Origin of the sequence: Actinoplanes oryzae, assembly GCF_030757795.1 — a bacterium.
Classification (GTDB): domain Bacteria; phylum Actinomycetota; class Actinomycetes; order Mycobacteriales; family Micromonosporaceae; genus Actinoplanes.
Map to the genome: position 1 here is coordinate 1 of NZ_JAUQWH010000330.1, position 2,096 is coordinate 2,096.

2 protein-coding genes and 1 pseudogene are annotated in these 2,096 nt (G+C 72.4%); 2 read left to right on the top strand and 1 reads right to left on the bottom strand.

Annotated features, from left to right (window positions below):
* The coding region (locus RBH18_RS43675) for a DedA family protein (protein ID WP_306216409.1) at nt 1-542 on the top strand (542 nt) is incomplete at its 5' end.
* 21 nt (nt 543-563) lie between these two features.
* Here RBH18_RS43675 and RBH18_RS43680 read toward each other — a convergent pair.
* Nucleotides 564-1,052: pseudogene (locus RBH18_RS43680) on the bottom strand (SAM-dependent methyltransferase); the annotation flags it as partial.
* Between the two features lie 172 nt (nt 1,053-1,224).
* On the opposite strand from RBH18_RS43680, the gene RBH18_RS43685 reads away from it, so the two are divergent.
* Nucleotides 1,225-2,096, top strand: an 872-nt coding sequence (locus RBH18_RS43685; RefSeq protein ID WP_306216410.1) for a 2-deoxy-5-keto-D-gluconate 6-phosphate aldolase domain-containing protein, incomplete at its 3' end; no start/stop codon positions are given.

Consider the following 2,096-nt stretch of genomic DNA (forward strand, 5'->3'; position numbering starts at 1 on the left):
GCCAGGGCTCGCTGTCGCTGCTGAGCGCCATCTTCTGGACCACCCTGGGCTCGGTGGTCGGCGCCGTGGCGCTCTACTACGTCGGCGTCGCCCTGGGCCGCGACCGCATCGTCGCGATCGCCGCCCGGCTGCCCCTGGTCAAGGTGTCCGACATCGATCGCACCGAGGCCTGGTTCCTCAGGCACGGCGTCAAGGCGGTCTTCTTCGGCCGCTTCATCCCCGTCTTCCGCAGCCTGATCTCCATCCCGGCGGGCCTGGAGCGCATGCGCATGAGCACCTTCCTGCTGTGCACCACCGCGGGCAGCCTGCTCTGGAACTCGGTGTTCATCCTGCTCGGCTACGGCCTCGGCGAGAACTGGGCACGCATCGAGGGCTGGGTCGGCACCTACCAGTGGGTGGTCATCGCCGTCTGCGCCGTGGCAGCCGCCTGGTTCGTGATTTCCCGCGTCCGCCGCCGGGCCGCACCGGACCCCGGCCCGGAGCCGGAGCCGGCCCCGACCGGCACGCTCTACGGCACGCCGCGCCCTACCCCGGAAGCCTAGCCAGGCCGCCGTAGACGGATCCGCGTCGTCCCCCACGAAGTGCAGCACCGCCACGAGCAGCAACCCCACCGGCTCCCCGGGATCCAGCACGTCGCGCACCTCCGGCGCCGCCAGGATCTCCCCGGGCTGCCGCAGGTCACCCAGCACGAACGCGGTGCGCCCCGCGGCCGTCCCGGCGAGCAGGTCCCGCGCGTGCTCCCGCACGATCGGATCGTGGTCGACGTACACCACCCGCGCACCGGGATCCACCGCCTGGGCGACGTGGTGCACGTTCGGCGCGCTGGGGATCCCGGTGCCGATGTCCAGGAACTGCCGGATCCCGTGCTCCGCCGCCAGCCGGTGCACGACGCGCCGCAGAAACGCCCTGTTCTGCGCCACGGGCACCCGGCTCAGCGGATTGTGCCGCAGCCCCTCCTCCGCGGAGAGCCGATCCGCCTCGAAGTACACGTCCCCGCCGAGCAGATAGTTGTAGACCCGCGCCGGATGCGGCCGGTCACTCTGCAGATCCATCCCCGTACGCTAACCACGCCCCCGCCCGGACGACGCCGGCAACCGTCCCCTGTGCCCGGACCGCACGACCGGGCGTAGCGTGCCCGACCGTCCGAAACAGGGCCCGGCCATGACGCCGGGGTGTGACGCACGAGTCGGTCTGGAGAGCGGGCTCGCGGGTTACTTGATCGGCATGAGCTGGGAACCTACACAGACCGACCCGCTGTTTCTCATGGCGATGGACCACCGGGACTCCTTCGGGCGGACGCTCTTCGGGGTGCGCGACGACGAGCCGACCGCCGCTCAGGCGGAGGCCATGCGCGGCGCCAAGCGGCTGATCTTCGAGGGGCTGCGGCTGGCCGCGCCCCGGCTGGGGCGGGGCCGGGCCGGGGTGCTGGTCGACGAGCAGTACGGCCAGGACGTCATCGACACGGTCCGCGCGGACGCCGGCATCGTGCTCGCCGTGCCCGTCGAGGCGAGCGGGCAGCAGTGGTTCACCACGCAGTACGGCGCGCGGTGGGTCGAGCGGGTCGAGGCGATCAAGCCCGACTACGCCAAGGTGCTGGTCCGGGACAACCCCGGCTTGCCGGTCGGGCAGCGGGAGCAGCAGTTCGATCTGCTCGCCGACGTCACCGAGCAGCTGCGCAAGATCGAGGTGCCGCTGCTGTACGAGCTGCTGGTCCCGCCCACCGGGGAGCAGCAGGACCTCGATGCCCTCGCGTACGACCGGGACGTCCGCCCCGACCTGGTGACCCAGGTCATCGCGCAGAGCCAGGAGCACGGGGTGACGCCGCGGCTGTGGAAGGTCGAGGGGCTGGAGACGGCCGAGGCGGCGAAGCAGGTGGCCACGCAGGCGGCCGAGGGCGGGGCCGGCTGCATCGTGCTCGGTCGCGACGCGCCGGCCGAGCGGCTGCACCACTGGCTGGAGGTGGCGAGCGCCACCGAGGGGTTCGTCGGGTTCGCGATCGGGCGCAGCATCTGGGAGGACGTGCTGCGCGGCTCGGCGCCGTCCGCTGAGGCGATCGCCACACGGTACGCGGACTTCGTGGCCCATTGGCGCGCCTA